Here is a 23,128-nt window from a genome sequence, read left to right as displayed (position 1 = left end):
TCTAGCCTTCCTTCACTAAAGCTTTAAAGCGAACAAGCTCTGTTAAACGATAACCACGATAACGCCCCATCACTAACATAAATGCAATCAACACAAATAAAATACCAGGGAATGTAAATGCAAAATATGTCAACCATTCTATATTCATCACATAGAATGCAATTGCACCTGTAAAGAATGTACCCAACGCAACTTTAAACGCAAAACTGCCACCACGCTCTTCCCAAGTCACAGATAAACGTTCAATTGTCATGGTTAAAATAACCATTGGGAATAATGTCACAGACATACCTTGATCTAATCCTAATTTGTGGCTCATCAAACTAATCACAGCAATCAGAATGACTACACAAGTTAAAACAACAGATAATCTAGGTAGCATTTGTAGCTTTAGATGCTCTAAATATGACCGTATTGCTAAACCGATACCGACAATCACTGTAAATAAGAATAAGCCAAACGCAAAACCAGTTTCACGGAATGCCAAAGCAATCAATACAGGCGTAAATGTCCCTAATGTTTGAACACCCACAATATTTCTAAAAATTAAGATTGCCAAAACACCAAATGGAATCACAATCATCGTTAAATATGTTTCTTGCACCTGTATCGGCAAACTATATAAAGAATATGTTAAAAAGCTACTTGCCTCTGCATTATTAACTTTATTAGATATAATCCCTTTAGATGTCAGCTCTCGATCATCTAAACTGAAGTTTACACTGGCTCTAATATCATTAGATGTTGTCAATAATGGATCATTACCTACCCACCAAATTAATCGATCATTAGCTAAACCTCTATGGCCTGAAGTTAAATCAAAGTAAACCCATTCTCCAACTTTTTCATTACCATCTTTATGCGTTTCAATATAGCTACGTATAAATGTTTGAGGTTTTTGGTTAGCACCGATACTAAGTTTTAAAGTATGCACAAACTGTATAGGAATACGTGCTTGTGACAATAAGACTTCTAAAACTTTTGCACGATTTTGTGCAGAGAAATCATTATTCAATAATGTCTTTGCAAAATCATTTCTTGTATCATTCAACGTTTGAATAGCTTCTGAAATAAATGTTGCAGTATCTGATGACTGCTCACGAATTCCTGCAATCATAGACTCTGCCGCAACTTTTTCAGCCCCTTCTAACTGAATAGGCTCTCGATAAACCATTCCCTTAGGACCAATATAGGTTTCTGCCTTACCTGCTTCTTCTGATACTAATAAACGATAATACAATGTTTGATTACCAGATGCTCTACGCGATGATAGGATCAATTGCTGATTACCTAAAGCATCCGTTTCTCTAGCCACACCATAATTACGCGCCAATACATTATCATCTTCCAAAATGACTGTACTTAAAGCATTCTCTTTTGAAGGAATGAATAGGCGTAGTTTTACAGGCTTAGATCCACGCACATCAAAACTGATCTTAGTATCAATTGTCCACATTGATCCACGAGAATTTTCTGTCAGTGGAATTTTCAAAATTATGGCTTGATAAATAATCGAACCTAATCCGATGACTAATAAGATTGTAATTAAAATCTTCAAATGAAGTGTTAAGGATTTCATAATTAATTATTTCGTTGTTGGACAAATTGGTTTAGAAAGTTTAGAAACAGATGGATCAACGATTGCCTTCAACTTTGTTAATCCAATTTTGCCGATTAAAAGTGGAAATGTAAAATGAGTTCGATCAGTCAGATTGACTTCTAATTTTTTTCTCTGATCTCCCATGCATACCTCTAATTCAATCACAGGACGTTCTGCTGATGTTGATGCATCTGGTGATTCTATTTCACCACTACGTTTCTTAATACGACTCATGCGCTTAATTGGAAACTCATAGTATTTTTTACCACTTTCCACCTGAAAGCGCACCCATTTTTCTTTATTTTTTGTAAAAATCTTCAAATCCAAAGCATTTAAAGAGGCTGTTTTTGCCCCTGTATCTAACTTAGCTGGCAAAGACATATTGCCTAATTGAGGTAAAATAACAATTTCATCATGGCCATAAATGACTTTTGTAATCTCTGGCTTTGCTTCAATTTTTTCATCCGCAATAGCCTGAGCCCCAGATTCTACCTGTTCTTCTTGTTTATCAGCATAGCTCACAGCTAAAGTCGAAAAGGTTACCAAAGATAATAAAATCATCTTCTTCATATTGCTCATACTAATCCTTATATATCCGAATATATCTGATAAAGTGCTACTCTATTTTTTATGCAAAGAATAACACTAAATTTAAATGTAAATCTTTCATTTACTTTTTCATCAAAGATTGCAATGCGATTTTAATCAACTCATCCACTGCCATATTAGGTTTGGCAATCTTCTTAATCATCTTCTCAGCATCACTCACTTTATAACCCAATGTTGTTAATGCCATTACAGCATCATTAATAGGATTATGAATAGGCCCTTCATCCAATAAATCACCCGATGAAATCATAGACACAGCCTTAATCTTATCCTTTAACTCAACAATCAAACGTTCTGCTGTTTTCTTACCGATACCAGGCACACGCGTTAAACGTGTAACATCTTCATTAGCAATCACTTCATATAATTCAGTGACTGATAAACCAGACAAAATAACAATGGCACTTTTAGGGCCAATGCCAGAAACTTTAATCAATATACGAAATGCTTCTTTCTCTTCTATCGTATAAAAACCATATAACAAATTGGCATCTTCTCGCACAATTTGCTGAATATATAAAGAGGTCTCTACTTTAATGGCTGGTAACATTGAAAAAGTTGAGATGGGCACCTCAACTTCATAACCTACACCATTGGTATCAATAATGACAATATTGGGTGGTAATTTTTCCCAAACCTGTCCTTTTAAACGCGCGATCATTACTTAACTCCTACCATTGGTAAGTGAAACCCATGCGTTAATGCTGCTGCTAATGCATCTGCAGCATCCGCTTGCGGCTTCCCATTCAATTTTAACAAATGTTCCACCATGTGTTGAACCTGATCTTTCGTTGCATGGCCATTGCCCACAACTGTCTGTTTAATTCTTGTGGCACTGTATTCATAAATCTCTAAACCTGCTAAAGCGGCCGCACATAATACAACGCCACGAGCCTGCCCTAGTTTTAAAGCAGACTGAGGATTTTTATGCACAAATACTTGCTCAATTGATAATTGATCAGGTTGATATAAACCAATCAATTGATCTAAACCTTCAAAAATTGTTTTTAATCGATTGCCGGTGGTTGCTTTAACATCCATACGAATGCAACCACTGTCAACATATCGAGCTTTACGATTAACCCACTCAATCACACCATAACCCGTAATTCGGCTACCAGGGTCAATACCTAAAATAATCACGAGATATCTTATAACTGACTAAGAATATCTGCAGAGATATCAGCATTAGAGTAAACATTTTGTGTATCGTCTAAATTCTCTAACATATCCAACATTTTAATCATCTGTTTTGCATCATCTAAAGATAATGAGACATTATTTGCCGCACGCATTGTCACTTCAGACTCTTCTGGTGTAAAACCTTTTTCGACCATTGCATTATAAACTTCTGCATAAGTTTGAGGTGTTGTTAAGACATCAATAGAAGTATCATCATTCACAACAATATCTTCAGCGCCTGCATCAATTGCCGCATCTGTAATAGCTTCTTCATCCGAACCTTCAGGATAGGATAAAACACCTGTTTCAGTAAACTGAAAGGCAACAGAACCAGAAACACCTAAATTTCCACCACATTTTGTGAATGCATGACGTACTTCACCCGCCGTACGATTGCGATTATCAGATACACAATCTACCATCACAGCAATACCGCCAGGACCATATCCTTCATAACGAATCTCTTCCTGTGGTGAATCATTTTCAGCACCTAAACCACGTTTAATAGCACGCTCAATTGTATCTTTTGACATATTTGCAGCCAGTGCTTTATCCATCACTAAACGTAAACGAGGGTTGCTCGCAGGATCACCATTACCCGCCATACGTGTTGCGATTGTAATCTCACGAATAAAACGTGTAAAAATCTTACCACGCTTTGCATCTTGAGCACCTTTACGATGCTGAATATTTGCCCATTTACTATGACCTGCCATTGAAAGCTCCTTAATGACTGACTGAAATACTACAAGTTCAAACTTGCCGATAAAAAGATGGCATTTTATCATAAAGAATTCTAATATTTATAATCCTCTACTATATATCCTGTTATCATCAAATTTTTCTATAAAATTCATTCAAAACAGCCATCTATCACATAAAAAAAATTTCTCCTAATTACAAAGATAGGTTTTTGTTATCATCTTTAACGCACTGTCACGAATCATAAGGAAAGATTTATGTCTCTTTATCAAGAACACATTGAAGCTTTACAACATAAAGCTCTAGCATTTTTAGAAAAACATCAATTAGATGCATTAGTTTTATCATCAGGTGCACCTAAATTTTTTTATGATGATGATATTGAAATCCCACACAGAATGCCTGCAAGTTTTCGTTATTGGATCCCCGAAGCGATTGGTACACATCAATATCTAGTTATCACGAAAACTGAACGAATATTATTAAACTACCGACCTAAAGATTTTTGGCTAAAGGTTAAAGAAGAACTAGGTGAATGGCAGGCAATGTTCACAGTCGAAATACACACTCAATTAGATGATCTCAAAAATAGTTTGGCCCATCACACTGATGCAAAAAACTGGCTATGGTTAGGTCCTGATTTATTGGATTATAACGATTCAAAGCGCGCATCACTAGAGCAAAAACAAGAGATCGATAGTTGGCGTTTAATCAAAACTGAATTTGAAATCGAATGTATGAAAATTGCATCCGTTCGTGCTGCCTCTGCTCACGTTGCAGTACGTGAATCCTTATCTGAATACATTAGTGAGTTTCAAATGAATTTAGATTATTTAGACGTTGTAGGTATGCGTGAATCAGAAATGCCATATGGTAATATCATTGCATACAATGAAAATGCAAGCATCTTACACTATCAAGATCTTGATCAAACACCACCAACAATGCTATATAGCTTTTTAATTGATGCAGGTGCATCTTTTGAAGGTTATATTTCAGATATTTCAAGAACACATGCTGGTGAAGATTCTAATGAATTATTTAAAGCCATTTTAGATGATATGCGCTTAATTAAACTAGAACTCATTGCACAATGTAAAGCAGGTGTTTCCTATATGGATATTCATAGCTATGCATTGGAATTGATTGGCGAGTTACTCATCAAACATGAATTCTTAATCAATATTGATATTGAAAATGCTATTACCAAAGGCTTAGTGCGAGTTTTCTTCCCACATGGTATCGGACATTTATTAGGTTTGAATACACACGATACACCGAGTATTGCTAAATCTCTAAAAGAAACAAATGAAACGTTCAAGAATCTTCGTTTAACACAACAATTGCAAAACAATATGGTACTCACCATTGAACCCGGCATTTACTTTAACAATACATTGATCAGCGAAGCACTCTTAGATGCTGATAAAGCTCAGTACATGAACATTGAATTGATTAATGAATTCTTGCCTTATGGCGGTATTCGAGATGAAGATAACATCGTAATTCAAGATGATGAACCACGCAATTTAACAGCAGAAGCATTCAAAGAAATTGGTGCAGAACACTTTTAAATATATTTAAGAAAAAATTTAATACAATAACCATTAGCAAAAAGCCACAATATCATCACACATTGTGGCTTTTATTTTGCTTATTCTACAGGTTTTGAAGCTTACTCTACTGCTTTTGTTACTTCATCCACTTGAAGCTCAATACTTTGTAAACCACGGCCTGATAAGTACCATAATTTAGGATTCAACACGATAACCTTACCATCTTTCACTGCTTGTACATTTGCAAAGTCAGCTGCTTTAAAATAATCTGCTTTCATTGGTGTTGCACCAATTGCCGCACTTCTATCTACAATAAAGATAATATCAGGATTTGTGTCTGTGAAATATTTAGCGTCTGCCGCAACACGGCCTTCATATTTTTTCTCATCAGCACGCTTAATACCAGCAACTTCATGAATTAATGTTGCATAACCACTATTATTCGCAACACCGATTTTGCCATCATTATGCATAACTACAACAGCTTTTTTAGGTGATGCTGCATTTTTAGTCGCTGTCGCTTTTAATTTTTCATCTAATTTATCCCAAGCTGCTTTCGCTTCCGCTTCTTTACCTACAACTTTACCTACAGCAATAATATTTTTTTGAGCTGAACCTAAATAATCCTCACCACCTGAGAAATTTGTAACAGGCGCAATAGCCTTTAATTCATCAATAAATTTACCTTGACGACCAGAAATTACAATAAAATCAGGCTTAGCATTACGAATTAATTCAATATTTGGTTCTTTCATACCGCCAGTATTTTGATATTTTTCAGCAGTATATTGCTTTAAATACTCAGGTGCATTTTGTTGTGGTAATGCAATCACAGCCTCACTACTACCCAATGCATCAATTGTATCTAAAGCACCAAAATCCATTACAACACCTTTAGGATCAGCCATTGCACTACCTAAGCTACCAACCAAAAGTGTTGCCAATAATAATTTACGCATATCAAACCTCTGTTAATTGAATAGTAATTACAAATGTAAATGATTATTATTCACATCTTTTATCAGAAGTCCATTAATAAATGGAATATTTTAATTATTTACAAAAAATAGACAAATCTAGCCATATAAAAAAGCCATAATTAATTCACTATGGCTTTCATTTTACTCATCATTATTTCAAAGGCATTTATTTAATTGGCGCCATCACTTCTTGAACTTGTAAGTCGATACTTTGCAAGCCCTTGCCCGACAAATACCATAACTTTGGTGTCAAATAGATAATATCTGCATTTTTTACAGCAGCAACTTCAGATAATTCTTTAGCTTTAAAGTAATTCTCATCCAATGGCTTTGCACCAATCGCTGCACTTCTATCTACAATATAAATAATATCAGGATTGATCTCAGTTAAATATTTAGTATCTGCTACAACTCTACCTTCATATTGCTTTTCATCCGCGCGTTTTACACCTGCAACATCATGAACTAATGATGCATATGCACTGTGATTAATTAAGCCTAATTTTCCATCATTATGCATCAACACAATTGCTTTCTGCTTCGATGCTATACTTTTCTCTTGTGCTGCTTTAATTTTTGTATCTAATTGCTCTAAAGCAATTTTTGCTTCTGCTTCTTTACCAATTGCTTTACCCACAGCCAAAATATTATATTTAACAGACTCTAAATAATCATCATTACCTGCAGAGAAATTAATAACAGATGCTATTGATTGCAATTCAGCAGCAGAACGACCTTGTCGACCAGAAATAATAATAAAATCGGGATTTTCTTGACGAATTAAATCCATATCCAACTTAAACATATCGCCAGATAATTTATACTCATCAGATTGGTATTTTTCTAAATACTCTGGCACATATGCTTTAGGCAAAGCTGCAACAGACGAACTTCCTCCTAAAGCATCGATTGTATCTAATGCACCAAAGTCCATCACAATCCCTTTAGGGTCAGCCATGGCATTACCTAAGCTACCAACCAAAAGTGTTGCCAATAATAATTTACGCATACCATATCCTCTAATAATAATTAAATGCAAATAAAAATCATTATTATTCACATTTAAAATTATAAGTCCATTTATTTAACTATAAATAGCTCAATTGCGCGCACATTGCTCTGTTATAAATGGATTATCATTACCTTGTTTTTTAGCAATGATTTGATTACGCTGACATTCCCAGCCCTTTGCTGGATATAAGCGATTCCATTCTTGCATCAAATTTTTTTCTTGTGATGCCAAAACAATACCATATCGTTGTTCCATATAAAGATAAGTACGTGCAATCATACCTTTAACTGCTTTACGAGGTTGTACTTGGCGCTTTTTAAAGTCTGTCGCAAATTTACATTGACCATATTGATTAAACTTCTTTGTAAACTCACTAAAACGAAAATTAGAACGATCCGCATTCACTTCACCAACAGCTGGTTGCAAATTATGCATATCTCCTTCCATCACATCAAATTGTGCAACACCACCACAATTTTTACGCCCACCTTCTTTCCAGCAACGCAATTGCTTGCCAAAATTATGAGCAGGCATCACATGCTCCCATTCAATACGATTTGCTCGCACTTTATCTTTACGAATTTTATACCCGCAGCTTTTTAAATCCAACTCACTTTTTCGTTCAATAAATTTAAAATCACACCCACAATAAAATTCTTTTTGTTGCGGATTTTCCTGATAAATTTTTATTAACTCTGTTTTTGCTTTGGCAAATGTCTGAACATCACGTGAACTACCTTTATCACTCTGTTCTATAATAGTTTTACCACCAAAAAAAGAGCCTATCAATGTAATTATGACGATGACTATTGTTTGTAATGGCCTACGTTTAAATTGTTTAATCAAACGATTAATATCTCGCTGTGAAATCTGCTTTTTCGCCATATTTCCTATATTCTCAATGCTTCAAAACGCTACACTATATAGGGAAACCAACACTTCCTCAATCTGCAGGTTAAATATAAATCTGTTATAATTCATGGATACATTTCTTGGGGAAAAGAATCAATGAATATCACGTTCTTAGGCACAGGCGCAGGCAAACCTTCACTACAACGTAATGTGACAAGCAATGTCCTCGACTTAACTAAAGAACGACAAGAAATGTGGTTATTTGATTGCGGTGAAGCAACAAGCCATCAAATTCAGCGATTACAACGCAAAGAATCTAAAGAACAATCTCCACTACCCAATATTACCCTACCAAAAATTTCTAAGATTTTTATCACGCATTTACATGGTGACCATATTTTTGGCTTGTTTGGTTTTTTAACCAGTCGATCCATGAGCGGTTCTAAAAAACCATTGACACTTTATGGCCCAAAAGGCATCAAGAAAATCCTAGATGTTGTGATTGAAACCACAGAATCTTTTATGATGTTTCCATTTGAAATCATAGAATTGACAGCCAATGATGATCCTAGCCAGCCTTTTCTAGTTTTTGAAGATGAAACTTTTAAAGTCACAGCCATAGAATTGCAACATCGAGTACAATCCTTTGCTTATCGTATTGAAGAAAAAGATAGCATTGGCAAATTAGACGTCAATGCATTGCATCAAATTGGTGTACATGATCATGCGATTTATCAGCAATTAAAAGATCAACAAATTGTTACATTAGACAATGGGAAAATTTTACAACCTAAAGATTATTTAAAAGATCCGCAAAAAGGTAAAACTGTTGTTATTTTTGGCGATACATATCCTTGTAAAAATGCTGTGACTATTGCACAAAATGCTGACTTCATTTTACATGAAGCCACATATTCTCAAGAATTTGAAGTATTAGCTTTAGAACGAGCGCACTCTACAACATTACAAACAGCAACAACCGCCAAGAATGCCAATGTAAAAAAACTATATTTTACCCACATCAGCTCGCGCTATTTTCACAAAGAAGACCAAGACAAATTAATCTTCGAATGCCGCACCATTTTCCCTGAAAGCTACATCACTCAGGATTTAATGCGCATAGAGATCTAATTAAGATTGTAATTTCGCAATCAAATCTGGGCGGCGCTCTAATGTATCCGCCAAAGATTTTTCCTTACGCCATTCTGCAATTTTTTTATGATTACCTGATAATAAAACATCAGGTACTCGCATACCATTAATTTCCTCAGGCCGAGTATAATGCGGGCAATCTAACAAACCCTCACTGAAAGAATCTTGCTCAAAAGACTCATGATTAGATAATACATTCGGCAATAACCGAGAAACAGAATCAATCACAATATTGGCAGCCAATTCACCACCTGATAATACATAATCACCCACAGAAAGCTCTAAATCAATTTCACTTTCTATAATACGCTCATCCACACCTTCATAACGGCCACACAACAAAATAATATGAGATTGCTCTTGTAACTTTTGAACCAATGCTTGATCTAATAATTGACCACGTGGTGATAGATAAATGCGATAACCTCGGTTCTCGCGAACTAGGCTAATTTCATCCAATGCATCTTTCAATGGCTGATACTTCATCACCATGCCTGGACCACCGCCATAAGGTCGGTCATCCACGGTGTGATGAATATCTGTTGTGTACTTTCTAGGATTCCAGCATTGTGTTTCAATACTACCTTTCTGATGAGCCCGGCCAACTACGCCAAGCTCACAATAATTTTCAATCAATTCAGGAAAAAGGGTTATGACATCAAATATCATCTTCATCCCAATCCACTAAAATTTCTTTAGCTTCTAAATCTACTTTAATCACTGTATGGCCTACCGTGAATGGAATTAAGCATTCTTGACCATTTTTTCTAGCAACCAATACATCGTTAGCACCCGTTTCAAGAAACTCAGTCACTTCACCAAAAATGAAACCTGCTTCATTTTTAACTGTTAAGCCCATCAAATCAGCTAAATAGAATTCACCTTCACCCAATTCTTCTAATTGTGAATTTTCAATAAATAACTCTAAGCCATAATATGGCTCCATCGCGGTACGATCAATAAATCCTTTAAATTTAATTACTAAACTTTTGCCAGCATAAGCAGTATCTTCAACTTCTAATTTCTGCCAAGCATTATTTTTAAATACGAATAAATAATCATAACCAAAGATCGCATCCCTTGGCCGAGTTTCAGAAAAAATTTTTACATAACCTTTAAGGCCTTGAAAACCATTGATTTTGCCTACAGCGATTTTACCAGCATGATCCATATACAAATTACCTTCAAAAAAAAACCTCACTCGATAGAATGAGGTATTTTTATCATTAAAAACTAAATTATTGAGCTTTTTTGTTTAACTCATTAATAATTTGTTTAACACGATCAGTAGGCTGCGCACCAACACCTACCCAGTAGTTAAAACGATCCATATCAAGACGCACGCGCTCTTCTTGACCTGCAGCAATTGGGTTAAAGAAACCTAAACGCTCAATATAACGACCTGTTGCTACGTTTCTGCTATCTGCAGCTACTACTTGATAGAAAGGGCGCTTCTTAGATCCACCACGTGCTAAACGAATTGTAACCATAAAATAAAAATCCTAAAAATATAAGTAATTAAATAACACAGCACTTCTTTTACAATATAGAGACACGATACATTTAGAAGCACAAAAATAACATCTTATTCTACTATAAAAGTTAGAAAAAGAAAATATTTAAGCGTGTACAAAAGTTGGTAAATTAAATTGAGTTAAGATTGAGAAATCTTCTTCCTCACAAGTCACCCACTCATAAGCATCTGGACGATTCATTAACTCACGAATTAGCAAGTTATTCAATCGATGCCCTGCTTTATATCCCACAAATTTACCTAAAATTGGAAAACCTAGTTGATACAAATCACCCACGGCATCTAAAAGCTTATGACGAACAAATTCATCAGGGTAACGTAAACCGCCTTCATTTAAAATGCGATAATCATCAACAACAATTGCATTATCTAGACTGCCACCTAAACCTAAATTTAGTTCACGCATTCTTTCAAAATCACGCATAAAACCAAAAGTTCTTGCTCGAGAGAATTCTTCAATAAAAATTTTAGCAGAGAAATCACACTCTACATGATCACTGGTTCTACTGAGCACAGGATGATCAAAATTAATTGTAAAATCTAAAGAAAAACCATTATATGGCTCTAATTTAGCAACTTTATCATTCTCATTGACTGATACAGTTTTTTTAATTTTAATGAAACGCTTTGGCGCATCTTGATCAATAATACCTGCTGACTGCAATAAATATACAAAGGGTGCTGAGCTGCCATCCATAATAGGAACCTCTGCTGCACTCACTTCGATCAATACATTATCCACACCAAATGCTGCCAATACAGCCATCAAATGCTCAACAGTCGATACCGTTTCTTTAGACTCAGGATGACTTGCAATTTTTGTTGCAAGCATAGTATCAATAACACCCTCAGCCGATACTGCAAAAGGCGTACTATTCGCAATATCGCTACGTTTAAATTGAATACCAAAATCTATTGGCATTGGTGTCAAAGTAAGAGAGACTTTCTTCCCAGAATGTAAACCAATACCAACTGTTGATATTTTTTGTTTTAAAGTTCTTTGTTTAATCATTTAGTCTGATTGCTTTCTCAAAAATGCTGGAATATCTAAGATTTCACCAAATAATTTATCTTGCTGAGAACCGCGACGCTCTGATTTACGTCCAGCTTCATAATCATCATCTTCATGTTGAACACGACGACGAGAAGCCGGAGCAGTTGCAGTATCTCTTGGTGCATCTAGCCCTGTTGCAATAATAGTAACACGTAATTCATCACCCAAATCTTCTTCAATAGCTGTACCAATGATAACGGTTGCTTCTTCTGACGCATACTCGCTAATCATATGACCTACTTCATGGTACTCACCAATTGATAAACCGGCACCACCAGTAATATTCACAAGAATACCTTTAGCGCCAGCTAAATTAATATTATCCAATAATGGTGATGCAATAGCCTCTTGCGTTGCTTCTCTTGCTCTGTTATCACCAGAAGCAGAACCAACCCCCATCATTGCCATACCTTGCTGACTCATCACTGTTTTAACGTCATTGAAGTCCAAGTTAATCAAGCCAGGCTTGATGATACTTTCTGAAATACCTTGTACAGCATTATATAAAACATTATTTGCAGCAGCAAATGCCTCAACTAAGCTTGCTGTTTTACCTAATACTGTTAATAATCGTTCGTTTGGAATAGTGATCAATGAATCAACATGTTCTGCTAATACTTTTAATCCTGCATTTGCAGCATTTTCACGTTTTTTGCCCTCAAAACTGAAAGGCCTAGAGACAACAGCAACTGTTAAAATCCCCATTTCTCTTGCAGTTTCAGCAATCACAGGCGCAGCACCAGTACCAGTACCACCACCCATGCCTGCAGCAACAAACACCATATTAGCTCCGTCTAGCGCTTCTTTAATACGTTCTTTATCTTCTAAAGCTGCCTGACGACCAATTTCTGGGTTTGCACCTGCACCTAATCCTTTTGTAAGTGATGAACCTAATTGGATCATAACTTCTGCTTTGGTTTTCTTAAGCGCTTGAGAATCTGTATTTGCAGATAAAAAGCTAACGCCTTTTAAACCAGAATCCACCATATGAGTTACAGCATTGCCACCAGCGCCACCAACGCCAATAATTTTTATAATTGGTTTTTGGTCTTCAAAGTCTTGGTGTAATTCAAAAACTGGCATCTATAAAACCCCATAAAAAAATAAAATTCACGCCATTATAGCAAAATATTCTTACTTTTTAAAAATATTGCTTTAATCCTCGTTTGAACTTCTGGAAAATACTCTCCTTCGGTTCTTCCCCATCTCGCCTTTGATTATGCAAGAAATGTTCTTGTTGTGTTTTCAATAATCCTATTACAGTAGCATATCTTGGATCACGAATATCAATATATTGATCTGATAATTCCTTACAAACCTCAACATTTTTAACAAACCCGACTCTTACAGGTAAATCAAAATAATCCTCGGCCGCATCTTCTATATGCTCAACCAATGCTCCGCCACCTGTAAAGACAAAACCTGCTCCTAACATGTGATCATAATAATTACGTTTCAGCTCTTGACGAATTAATCCAAAAAAATCTTCATAACGCGCCTCAATAATACTAGACAACTCTACACGAGAAATCTGCTTTACGCCATGATGCATAGGTAATTCTGCAATTTCACCATGCGGAATCATATCTGCACGGCATGAGCCAAATTTTACTTTAAAGTTTTCAGCAACATCTGTACTCATATGCATAATCGCAGCAATATCCATTGTGACGCGATCACCAGCAAAAGGAATACTAAAAACATCTTTTAAAGCACCATTAATATAAATGGCTAAATCTACGGTCCCGCTACCGATATCAACCAAACACACACCTAAGCGTTTCTCATCTTCCGTTAATACCGCCATAGACGATGCAACACCTTGAAACACAAAGTTATCCACATTAAAATCGCATTTTTGGATACATTTGCGAGTATTATTCAAAACATTAGAAGAAGCTGTAATCACAAGCGCCTTAACATCTAAGCGTATCCCTGTCATACCAATAGGATTCGTAATTCCTTTCTGCTTATCTATTTCATACTCTTGAGGAATAACATGAATCACTTCACTACCTTGCGGGATCGCTAAATCGCGAGCATTTTTTAGAACTTCTTCTTTATCTTTATAAGTCACCTCTTTACGATTAATTGGCACCATACCTGCCGATTCATCGCAACCAATGTGCTCTCCTGTCACTGAAGCAGATAAAGAAAAGACCTCACATTGCCCTTGTTTTTCAAGGGATTTAATCGCATTTTTAATAGCTACGGACACTTGTTCGATGTCAGAAATTGTCCCACCAGATACACCATATGTTTTTTGAGAGTTTAATCCTCTCACAATCACTTTATCATCGTGAACTTCAGCAACAACTGCAAGAATTTTACTCGTGCCAATATCTAGTCCTACGACTAAACCTGGTTCTCTTTCTTCTGCCATATGATTATTAATCACCATAATCTATTACCGTTTCCACTTTAAAGCATACCCATGATCATATCTAAAATCTATCGCTGTAATACTACCAATCTTTGAACGAATAGATGAAGGATAGTGCATCACAAATCTTCTGAGCCTTTCTTCAAAAAATCTCGCGCCAAGATATAATTCTACATCATTTTCTAATACAATTGTCCATGCACCACGATAATCTAAAATAATTTTTTCAACATTCAATCCAACTGACTGGATAGATTTCTGGATTACAGTCATTCCATCGAGTAATTTATCTTTCTGATCAAGATTTCCTTGCAAGCTGATCATCGCTTCAGATGGGATCAAATCTGGCTCAAAAATTGTGCCATCAGCCTCTATCAGATATAAATCATTCCAAATCGCAATCGGCCTTCTTTCTTGAATAAAAAGATCTATCTGATCTGGCCAATGACGCATAACCTCAACTGATTTCACCCATGGGTTCTGAGCCACCTCACTACGATATTTTTCTAAATCATAGCTCACAAAATTCTGACCTAACAAGGGTTCTAATAATTTTTGTTTACGCTCATCAACTAAATATTTCTCCTCAGAATGTATCAATACATGCTGAATTGGAAAAACATTATTCAAAGAAATATATTGCCATCCCATGTAAGGAATGAGAAATAACGACACTAAAAGCAATATTCGAAATGTATAACGACAGTAATGCCAAGACTTTGCCCCAAATATTTTCCAATCAAATGGTTTTTTATGGCGCACACCTCGCTTACGACGACGCGACCAACTGGTCGCGCCGATAATTTGCTCATTGTTTTTATCAGTCCTTTTTTTCTGCCGAACTGGTTTCGCTTTTGCTTGCTTCATTCAATAATTATAGTGAAGTTTTTAAAATTTCTACACACAATGAGTCATAATCTATTCCTGTTGCTTGTGCTGCCATAGGCACCAACGAATGCCCCGTCATACCTGGTGACATATTCACCTCTAACAACCAAGGCAAACCTTCTTGATCTAAAACCAAATCCACCCTTCCCCATCCTTTACCCGATACGGCATGAAACGCCTCTTCACAAATTTTCTGAATTTTTGTTTCAACACCCTCATCCAAACCACACGGGCAAAAATAACGAGTATCATCACGCAAATATTTTGCATCAAAATCATAGAATGCTAGATCTGTTTCCATACGAATTAATGGCAAAGCTTTACCATGTAAAATGGCACAAGTATATTCACCTTTCCCCACAATCCAAGGTTCTGCAAAAATTGTGCCACTTTTTCCTTGAGCATTTTGCCAAGCACTCAATAAATCTTCCTTTCGCTCAACTTTGCTCACACCAACACTTGAACCATCTGCACTTGGCTTAACAGCGAGTGGAAAAATATTTAACTCCGCAACGCGTGCAACATCCTCTTCAGTCTTTAATTCAAAAGTTTGTAGAACTGGTAATCCTTTCGAATGCCAAATTGCTTTAGTATGTAGTTTATCCATACCAATTGCGCACCCCAACATACCACTACCCGTATATGGGATTTTCAAATAAGTTAATAAAGCTTGGATTGTACCATCTTCACCAAATCCACCATGCAAACTATTCATCACACGATCAAATTTATTGTCTACAAGATAAGTCGCTAAATTGACTTCTTGTGTATCAATACCGTGTGCATCTACACCTTTTCGCTGCAAAGCAGCCAAAACTGCCTCACCGGACCATAAAGATACTTGGCGCTCTGATGATGTTCCACCTAATAAAACTGCAACTTTGCCAAAAGATTTAGGATCAACAACGGTCATTACAATGGTCCCCCTTTATAGAAATTTGCAGCAACACTACCAATACTGCCAGCCCCCATCATAACAACTAAATCATTATCTTGCGCCATTGATTGATAACAACTACGAATATCAGACAACTCTTGCGCTAAGCAAATCTTATGTCCCGATACTGCTTCAATCGCTTCAATCAATTTTTCAGCACTAATGCCATCAATTGGCTTTTCACCTGCAGGATAAATATTTGTCAAAATCATATTAGGATATTCTTTCAATACCTCTACAAATTCTGCAAACAACTCTTCTGTCCGTGAATAACGGTGAGGCTGGAACACCAATACAATTCGTTTTTTTGGATAAGCTTCTGTCAATGCATTCATAACACTCTGAATTTCAGTTGGATGATGACCGTAATCCTCCATCACAGAAACGGTGCCACCTGCAGCTAAAGGAACATCAGGGTGCAATTGGAAGCGACGACCGACACCTTTAAACTTCATTAAACCACGGCGAATTGCAGGTGCAGAAACACCCAAGTCTGTTGCGATTGCCATTGCAGCAATACTATTTAAAGCGCTATGTTTACCTGGTAAAGCTACAGTAAACTCACTGATACCAAATGGTGTTTTTACCATAAATTCAGTGTTTAACTTATCTGATCGATATTTTAATAATTGAAAATCAGAATCTTCTGATTCACCATATGTCAAAAATGGACGCTGTAAATCAGGAAGAATTTGGCGAATACCTGGATTATCAATACACAGCACCACTAAACCATAAAAGGGTAAATGATGTAAAAAATCTAAAAATGTTTTCTTTAATGTCTCAAAATCACCTGCATACGTCGACATATGATCTTTATCGATATTAGTCACAATCGCAGCCATTGGGCGTAAATGTAAAAATGAAGCATCAGACTCATCAGCTTCTGCTACGAAGTATTCACCCAAACCCAATTGTGAACTAGATATATTATTGGTATTTGCTTTATTAACACGGCCGCCTACAACAAATGTTGGATCCAATCCTGCTTCTTCTAAAATTGATGCTAACAGGCTAGTAGTCGTTGTTTTACCATGTGTACCGGCAACTGCAATCCCGTAATGAAAACGCATCAATTCACCCAACATTTGAGCGCGTGCAATAATTGGAATACCTGCAGATTTAGCGGTAACAACCTCGGGATTATCACTTTGTACCGCTGTGGATACAACTATAACATCAGCGCCATCTACATAAGCTGCATCATGCCCAATCTTCACCAATGCACCTAATGCAATCAAATGTTCAACGGTTGAGGACAAACTAATATCGGAACCTGTTACTTCATAACCTAAGTTCAAGCAAACTTCGGCAATACCACACATGCCAGAGCCACCAATTCCGATGAAATGAATTCGATTAATTCGACGCATATTACCTGCGCGTTTATAGTGCATTGTTTGTGTCAAGATAACATCCTTTCTAATTTAAATTTAGTGTCCAAAAGTTGTTTCAATTGTATTGACAATTTCTGCTACTGTATGGGGTTTTGCATTGTAGTGGGCATTTTCCGCCATTTCCAAACATCGTTCAAGTGTTAAGTTGTCCAATATCTTCACAACCTCTTTTTGATCAAATTGTTTTTCATCAATACAATAAGCTGCATCACTTTTGACTAAAAATTCTGCATTTTTTGTTTGATGATCATCCACCGCTGTTGGCAAGGGAATTAAAATACTGCCTAAACCAACCGCTGTTAGCTCTGCTAATGTTAAAGCACCCGCTCGACAAATAATAACATCAGCCCAAGCATATGCCTTCGCCATATCATCAATGAATGGTGCTAAGCGATAAGGTTGAACATTCACATCAGCCCAACTTTTTTCAGCTTCTGAATAGAGTTTATCACCTGTTTGATGCCAAACTAGGGTTTTTCTAGAAGAGTCTGAAATAATTTTAGGCACAATGGTATTCACAAAACGTGAGCCCTGAGACCCTCCCACCACTAATACTCTCAATTCATCTGATCGATCACTCAAACGCTCTTTAGGAGATGGCAATTTGAATAATTCATCTCGAACAGGATTCCCCACATATTGACTATGGGCCCATTCTGATAATGGAAAACCAGTCAAAACATGTGTACTCACTTTAGATAACCAACGATTAGTTAATCCTGGAACGGCATTCTGCTCATGAATGATGAGAGGAATTTTCAACATTTTTGCAGCAATCCCCCCTGGCCCTGATGCAAATCCACCAAAACCAATCACACATTTTGGCTGTAGCTGCGTCAAAATAACTTTAGCCTCAGAAACAGCATTCAGCAATTTTTTTGGCAATGTAAACCAACCTTTTAAACCATTTCCCCGCAATCCTTTAATAGATAATGAATAAAGCGCTATTTTATGATTAGGTACTAATTTTGTTTCCAAACCATGTGCACCTAACCATGCTACAGATAGCCCTTGTTCACGTAAACGTTGAGCAACAGCTAACCCTGGAAAAATATGTCCACCAGTGCCACCTGCCATAATAACAACATCAACAGTTTGCAGTTTCTGATTCATTTAATTTAGCCTTTTCAGTGATTTTTTGTAATTCATGCTTAGAGTCAATATCAATTCTGAATAAAATACCAATAGCAATCAAGAAAGTAATCATACTAGAACCACCATAACTCAATAAGGGCAATGTCAAACCCTTAGTAGGTAATCGCCCCATTGCCACTGCAAGATTAATAAAGGCTTGTCCTACAATCCAAAGCCCAATGCCATAACTTAAATACGCACCAAATCTCATATTGCCACAAAATTCTGCCCGTTTACCAATCATAAATGCACGTGAGATCAATACTAAAAATAAGAAAATTAGAAATGTCACGCCCAATAATCCTGTTTCTTCTGCATATACTGCAAAAATAAAATCAGTGTGTGCTTCAGGCAAATATCCTAACTTCTGAATACTTTCACCAATACCTGTTCCCATTAACTCACCTCGACCAATGGCCATCAATGAATTGATCAATTGAAATCCTTCACCAAATTGATATTCCCATGGATCTAAAAATGTTTTTAAACGTGCAACGCGATATGGCGCCAATACAACCAACGACACCATACCAACTGCCGTCAACAAAATCATAATGGAAAATCGCCATGCAGAAACTCCCGCAATAAAAATCATGGCCATGCCAACACCCATTAATACAGCTGTTGACCCAAAATCAGGTTCCAGTAACAAAAATACACCCAATATGCCTAAAGCAGATAAAGGTGTAATTAAATACAACATTTCATGCTTAATTTTATCATTGTGGCGAGATAAGAAACCTGCAATATATATAAAAGCAAATAGCTTTGCCATTTCAGAAGGTTGAAAATTAATAATACCCAATGGAATCCAGCGCATCGCACCATTAATCTCTCGACCAATTCCCGGGATAAGTACTAAAATGAGCATCAATGCTGCCAACCAATATAAAACTTTCCCAGATATTTCATACCAAGCTTTTAAAGAGAGATTAAAAGCGAATAATCCAAACAGTGTCCCCATTGCGATATAGATCATTTGACGAATACTATAATGATATATACCTACGCCATACTTTTCAGCTGTAAATGAAGAAGCAGATGTCACCATTAAAATACCAATCATCAGTAAAACAGAGACAACAGATAATAACCAAGCATCTAAATGGACTTTCGTATTGGGATTAAAAGACTCTTTAAACATGTTGGTTATTTCTCTAATGCTTCAACAAAATGGATAAAGTGCTCACCACGATCATTAAAACTTTTAAACTGATCAAAACTCGCACAAGCTGGTGAAAACAATACAACATCCCCTTTTTTAGCCCTCATATAAATTTGTTTGACCGCTTTTTCTAATGTTTCCACATAATGTGATTCACAGCTTTTAGGAATATGAGGAGCAATGGCAGAAATGTCTTTACCAATCAAATAAACCCCTAATATACTTGGACTATCTAATAATGTCATTAACTCAGAAAAATCTTGATCTTTAGTGACACCACCCAAAATCAACCATTTTGGTTCTAGAAAACCTTCAATCGCCGCAATGGTTGATGGCAAATTCGTTGCTTTAGAATCATTATAATAACGAACACCATTCAGATCTTTAACCAATACGCAACGATGTGGCAATGCTTGATAAGTTTGAATCGTTGTTCTTAATGCTTGCTCATTGACTTTTAAATCATCCGCAATACAACAACACGCCATCACATTGGCATAATTATGCAATCCACCAATGCTGATTTCATTCAATGGAATAGAAATCGTATGATTCGCAATTGCTGTTGGCAACCCATCCTGCCAATTCATTTGCCAGCCTGATTCTACTGTTTGCTTCAAGGCAAAACCTGTTGTTGGTTTTTGAATGGCACGACTTGCAATATGATTCATGAGATATTGATCTTCATAATTCACAACCCAACGTTTTGCCATATCTAATAGCTTGAATTTTGCGCTCGCATAATCATCAAAGCCATTGTAACGATCTAAATGATCTGGTGCTAAATTCAAAATCACACCAACATCCACATTTAAATTATCTGTGGTTTCCAACTGAAAGCTTGATAGCTCCAAAATGTATGTAGGATTTTGAATATTTTTATGCTGAGCTTCCAACCATAAATTCAAAGCAGGTTCACCTAAATTTCCGCCAACAAATACATGTTCACGATCTGCTGACAAAATATCCGCAGTCAATGTTGTTACAGTGCTTTTACCATTCGTACCTGTAATGCCAACAATGGTATCTTGTTGGGTTAAACGAGCAAATAACTCAATATCACCACCTACATGATCTTTGGGCAAGCGATTTAAGCAATTTTGCAATGCCGCTGTTGCTAATGGAATACCGGGACTTAACCATAAATAATCACATTGATCCAACCAGCCATGATTGAATCCACCTTCAAAAATCTCTGTTGCAATTGTTTTAATTTCATTACTATTGGGTGGATTATCACGTGAGTCCATTGCCCAAATATATTGAGCACCTAAATAGTCTAATGCCTTAACGACGGACAAACCTGTGATGCCAAATCCAATCACAAGATGTTTTGCTGATAAATCAATTGGTAACATTGCATGTTCCCTGTTGTTGGAAAGTGATCCTTTCTCGCTGGATCATTGTATGGTTAATATCAAAAATTGTTTGTTGCCACTCATGCCATTTGTAATGCATGGTCGTTAATTTAACATCTACATAAAATCTTGCAGACTGATTTTTACAAGATGCTGAAATTTTATACCCATCTACTGTGTTTTCAACTGTGCTATCACAAAATCGCTCTAAATTTTTAATATCCTTATCCTTAGAATATAATGTTTTTAACTCATATAAACTAAAACACGTCTCTGTTTCTTCCACCAAGGATTCAGTACCATTTTTTGTGACATAACTTTGCCTTAACCATTTAAACGGCAACATTTCTACTTCGCTATTTTTCACAACTAAATTATCAACAGTATTCACTGATGATTCATTCCTATAAACCATATGCCATACAATATATATAGCTGCAAAACCTAATAACGCTAAACTAATGCTAATTTTTTTCATTTCTTTCACGCATAAAAAAACCTTAAAAATAGATTACCATTTTTAAGGTTTAGAAAGTGCAACTATTATTCTGCAACTTCCTCTGATTCTTCTTGATCATGCTCTTGGCGCTGACGCTGTAATGTCATCGCTTTATCTTTCATTTTTAAATATTGCTTACTTAATTTATCCACTGCTTCATCAATAGAGATATATAAATCATCTGTTGTTGATTCAGCATTAATATCAGGTGAATGTGGTACCACCATTGTAATTTCAGCTTTTTGACGCTTATTTGTAACAGATAAAACAACATCTACTTGTGTGATTTGATCACGATGACGCTCAATTTTATTTAAACGTTCTTTCACATGTTCTTGTAGTGCAGGTGTTAACTCTAAACCATCGCCAGTGATATTAATATTCATAGCTTCTCCTTATCTATCGAGTTGAAACAATCTATTCTGAATTCTTTTTCTACGACTACTTGCTATAGATTCACATTAATACAGTTTGTATGAAATGAGAAGCGAAACTTCATCATTTCGCTCAATATTCGTTCAAATCTAACAAATATTATAAATTATCTAACTGATCCATGGATGGCACATATAAATAGCTACCTGTTACCGCTTTTGTATACCCAAACATAAGATCAAAATGCTCATCATTTTCACCACACATATTTTTCAACATAGCATCAATGGATGATAATTTTGCACAATAACCCACAAAATATAATCCTTTCTCAGAAGATGCATATCCGTATGGCAAACTTTGACGTACAATTTCTAATTCTTCACCATCTTTTTCAATCACAACACGCTCTGTATGGGCACCTATTGGCTTATCTTCATCTGCCATTTCAATATCATCATGTTTAGTGCGGCCAAATGTACCTTCTTGTTTCGCCAAATCAAATGTATTGAATTTATCAATATCATGCACCCAGCGCTGAGCGATCACATAACTTCCGCCCGCATCTTTACCTTCAGGAATGATCGCAACATCCGCGCGATCCTGTAACCCCTTAGGATTTTCTGTACCATCCACAAAGCCACTTAAATCACGCGCTTCTAACCAGCGAAAACCATGCACTTCTTCTTCGATTGTAACAAGATCTTTAAAGCAGCTTACAAAATCCTGAGCTAATGTAAAATTCATTTTGTGCTCATA

Annotated in this window: 25 protein-coding genes; 2 read left to right on the top strand and 23 right to left on the bottom strand. The window is 36.2% G+C overall.

Annotated features, from left to right (window positions below; genetic code table 11):
* Window position 1: 1 nt before the first annotated feature.
* From BZK14_RS02800 to BZK14_RS02780, 5 genes are all read right to left on the bottom strand, one after another.
* Window positions 2-1,579, bottom strand: a complete 1,578-nt coding sequence (locus BZK14_RS02800) for a UUP1 family membrane protein (RefSeq protein ID WP_077925078.1) — start codon at window positions 1,577-1,579, stop codon at window positions 2-4.
* A 6-nt stretch (window positions 1,580-1,585) separates the two neighbouring features.
* Window positions 1,586-2,179 (bottom strand): ATP-dependent zinc protease family protein, encoded by a 594-nt coding sequence (locus BZK14_RS02795; protein WP_245831134.1) that lies wholly within the window; start codon window positions 2,177-2,179, stop codon window positions 1,586-1,588.
* Between the two features lie 91 nt (window positions 2,180-2,270).
* Complete coding sequence (gene ruvA, locus BZK14_RS02790) at window positions 2,271-2,870, bottom strand: Holliday junction branch migration protein RuvA (protein ID WP_077925077.1); 600 nt, start codon at window positions 2,868-2,870, stop codon at window positions 2,271-2,273.
* Window positions 2,870-3,352, bottom strand: coding sequence for a crossover junction endodeoxyribonuclease RuvC (ruvC, locus tag BZK14_RS02785; protein WP_077925076.1), 483 nt, complete (start codon window positions 3,350-3,352; stop codon window positions 2,870-2,872). The genes ruvA and ruvC overlap by 1 nt, the downstream gene beginning before the upstream one ends.
* Window positions 3,353-3,360: 8 nt before the next feature.
* The gene (locus tag BZK14_RS02780) at window positions 3,361-4,107 is read right to left on the bottom strand and encodes a YebC/PmpR family DNA-binding transcriptional regulator (protein ID WP_077925075.1); all 747 of its coding nucleotides are present in this window, start codon (window positions 4,105-4,107) and stop codon (window positions 3,361-3,363) included.
* 243 nt (window positions 4,108-4,350) lie between these two features.
* On the opposite strand from BZK14_RS02780, the gene pepQ reads away from it, so the two are divergent.
* Complete coding sequence (gene pepQ, locus BZK14_RS02775; protein WP_077925074.1) at window positions 4,351-5,667, top strand: Xaa-Pro dipeptidase; 1,317 nt, start codon at window positions 4,351-4,353, stop codon at window positions 5,665-5,667.
* A 101-nt stretch (window positions 5,668-5,768) separates the two neighbouring features.
* On the opposite strand, the gene BZK14_RS02770 is transcribed toward pepQ, so the two are convergent.
* From BZK14_RS02770 to BZK14_RS02760, 3 genes are all read right to left on the bottom strand, one after another.
* The gene (locus BZK14_RS02770; RefSeq protein WP_077925073.1) at window positions 5,769-6,608 is read right to left on the bottom strand and encodes an ABC transporter substrate-binding protein; all 840 of its coding nucleotides are present in this window, start codon (window positions 6,606-6,608) and stop codon (window positions 5,769-5,771) included.
* A gap of 187 nt (window positions 6,609-6,795) precedes the next feature.
* Window positions 6,796-7,638 (bottom strand): ABC transporter substrate-binding protein, encoded by an 843-nt coding sequence (locus BZK14_RS02765; RefSeq protein ID WP_077925072.1) that lies wholly within the window; start codon window positions 7,636-7,638, stop codon window positions 6,796-6,798.
* A 90-nt stretch (window positions 7,639-7,728) separates the two neighbouring features.
* The gene (locus BZK14_RS02760; protein ID WP_077925071.1) at window positions 7,729-8,526 is read right to left on the bottom strand and encodes an endonuclease; all 798 of its coding nucleotides are present in this window, start codon (window positions 8,524-8,526) and stop codon (window positions 7,729-7,731) included.
* 123 nt (window positions 8,527-8,649) lie between these two features.
* Here BZK14_RS02760 and rnz point away from each other — a divergent pair, with 123 nt between their 5' ends.
* Window positions 8,650-9,624 (top strand): ribonuclease Z, encoded by a 975-nt coding sequence (rnz, locus tag BZK14_RS02755; RefSeq protein WP_077925070.1) that lies wholly within the window; start codon window positions 8,650-8,652, stop codon window positions 9,622-9,624.
* On the opposite strand, the gene trmD is transcribed toward rnz, so the two are convergent.
* The 15 genes from trmD to BZK14_RS02680 form a co-directional block, all read right to left on the bottom strand.
* Window positions 9,625-10,320: a tRNA (guanosine(37)-N1)-methyltransferase TrmD gene (gene trmD, locus BZK14_RS02750; RefSeq protein WP_077925069.1), complete on the bottom strand. Its 696-nt coding sequence runs from the start codon at window positions 10,318-10,320 to the stop codon at window positions 9,625-9,627. It abuts the gene before it with no gap.
* Entirely contained in the window at window positions 10,304-10,816 is a 513-nt protein-coding gene (rimM, locus tag BZK14_RS02745) for a ribosome maturation factor RimM (protein ID WP_077925068.1), read from the bottom strand. The genes trmD and rimM overlap by 17 nt, the downstream gene beginning before the upstream one ends.
* Window positions 10,817-10,883: 67 nt before the next feature.
* Window positions 10,884-11,135, bottom strand: coding sequence for a 30S ribosomal protein S16 (rpsP, locus tag BZK14_RS02740; protein WP_077925067.1), 252 nt, complete (start codon window positions 11,133-11,135; stop codon window positions 10,884-10,886).
* A 129-nt stretch (window positions 11,136-11,264) separates the two neighbouring features.
* Window positions 11,265-12,191 carry a UDP-3-O-acyl-N-acetylglucosamine deacetylase gene (gene lpxC, locus BZK14_RS02735; RefSeq protein ID WP_077925066.1) on the bottom strand — a complete coding sequence of 309 codons (927 nt, stop codon included), beginning with the start codon at window positions 12,189-12,191 and terminating at the stop codon, window positions 11,265-11,267.
* On the bottom strand, window positions 12,192-13,316 hold the full coding sequence (gene ftsZ / locus BZK14_RS02730) for a cell division protein FtsZ (RefSeq protein WP_077925065.1): 1,125 nt from the start codon (window positions 13,314-13,316) through the stop codon (window positions 12,192-12,194).
* 58 nt (window positions 13,317-13,374) lie between these two features.
* Window positions 13,375-14,616, bottom strand: a complete 1,242-nt coding sequence (ftsA, locus tag BZK14_RS02725; protein WP_245831133.1) for a cell division protein FtsA — start codon at window positions 14,614-14,616, stop codon at window positions 13,375-13,377.
* A 24-nt stretch (window positions 14,617-14,640) separates the two neighbouring features.
* Window positions 14,641-15,483, bottom strand: coding sequence for a cell division protein FtsQ/DivIB (locus BZK14_RS02720; protein ID WP_077925063.1), 843 nt, complete (start codon window positions 15,481-15,483; stop codon window positions 14,641-14,643).
* Window positions 15,484-15,490: 7 nt separating this feature from the next.
* Window positions 15,491-16,417 (bottom strand): D-alanine--D-alanine ligase, encoded by a 927-nt coding sequence (locus BZK14_RS02715; protein ID WP_077925062.1) that lies wholly within the window; start codon window positions 16,415-16,417, stop codon window positions 15,491-15,493.
* Window positions 16,417-17,838, bottom strand: coding sequence for a UDP-N-acetylmuramate--L-alanine ligase (murC, locus tag BZK14_RS02710; RefSeq protein ID WP_077925086.1), 1,422 nt, complete (start codon window positions 17,836-17,838; stop codon window positions 16,417-16,419). The genes BZK14_RS02715 and murC overlap by 1 nt, the downstream gene beginning before the upstream one ends.
* Before the next feature lie 36 nt (window positions 17,839-17,874).
* Window positions 17,875-18,951, bottom strand: a complete 1,077-nt coding sequence (murG, locus tag BZK14_RS02705; RefSeq protein WP_077925061.1) for an undecaprenyldiphospho-muramoylpentapeptide beta-N-acetylglucosaminyltransferase — start codon at window positions 18,949-18,951, stop codon at window positions 17,875-17,877.
* Window positions 18,926-20,116 carry a putative lipid II flippase FtsW gene (ftsW, locus tag BZK14_RS02700; protein WP_077925060.1) on the bottom strand — a complete coding sequence of 397 codons (1,191 nt, stop codon included), beginning with the start codon at window positions 20,114-20,116 and terminating at the stop codon, window positions 18,926-18,928. Before ftsW ends, murG begins: the two co-directional genes overlap by 26 nt.
* A gap of 5 nt (window positions 20,117-20,121) precedes the next feature.
* A complete protein-coding gene (gene murD, locus BZK14_RS02695; protein ID WP_077925059.1) occupies window positions 20,122-21,495 on the bottom strand; it encodes a UDP-N-acetylmuramoyl-L-alanine--D-glutamate ligase in 1,374 nt (457 codons plus the stop codon).
* Window positions 21,482-21,982, bottom strand: coding sequence for a hypothetical protein (locus tag BZK14_RS02690; RefSeq protein WP_077925058.1), 501 nt, complete (start codon window positions 21,980-21,982; stop codon window positions 21,482-21,484). Before BZK14_RS02690 ends, murD begins: the two co-directional genes overlap by 14 nt.
* Window positions 21,983-22,038: 56 nt before the next feature.
* The gene (hpf, locus tag BZK14_RS02685; protein WP_077925057.1) at window positions 22,039-22,380 is read right to left on the bottom strand and encodes a ribosome hibernation-promoting factor, HPF/YfiA family; all 342 of its coding nucleotides are present in this window, start codon (window positions 22,378-22,380) and stop codon (window positions 22,039-22,041) included.
* 148 nt (window positions 22,381-22,528) lie between these two features.
* A partial coding sequence (locus BZK14_RS02680) for a Dyp-type peroxidase (protein ID WP_143691288.1) occupies window positions 22,529-23,128 on the bottom strand: 600 nt, incomplete at its 5' end.

Source organism: Wohlfahrtiimonas larvae (assembly GCF_002006755.1).
Lineage (GTDB): Bacteria > Pseudomonadota > Gammaproteobacteria > Cardiobacteriales > Wohlfahrtiimonadaceae > Wohlfahrtiimonas > Wohlfahrtiimonas larvae.
The sequence above is the reverse complement of the archived record's forward strand: the minus strand, read 5'-3'. Positions and strand labels throughout refer to the sequence as shown.